Origin of the sequence: Streptococcus mitis, from assembly GCF_001074635.1 — a bacterium.
In the GTDB taxonomy this organism is placed as follows: Bacteria; Bacillota; Bacilli; order Lactobacillales; family Streptococcaceae; genus Streptococcus; species Streptococcus mitis_E.
In genome coordinates this window covers 1-275 of the sequence record NZ_JUQO01000163.1, presented here as the reverse complement: position 1 = coordinate 275, position 275 = coordinate 1, and the positions used below count along the sequence as shown (strand labels likewise).

At 47.3% G+C, this 275-nt stretch carries 1 pseudogene; it reads left to right on the top strand.

The window, feature by feature from the left end:
* Window positions 1–184 (top strand): annotated as a pseudogene (locus tag ADI58_RS06855) (damage-inducible protein CinA); the annotation flags it as partial.
* Window positions 185–275 lie beyond the last annotated feature (91 nt).

Here is a 275-nt window from a genome sequence, read left to right as displayed (position 1 = left end):
GTTGGCACAGGACTATGCCTTGGAAACTGCTAGGGCTGAAGGTCTTGAACAAGGTCTTGAACAAGGACTAGAACGTGGGAAACTTTTTGCTTTTCTGGATATGGTTCGCCAAGGTCTTCTGGCACCTGAGGTTGCCAGTCAGCAACTGGGCATGACTGTCGCTGAGTTTGAGGCATTGTTGTAAGACTAGTACTAACGGTCAAGATGGCGTTCTTGGAACTAAAAAATACAGAGAAACCAGCAAAGACAAGGTTCGCAAGCCGTGGTTGGAGTTT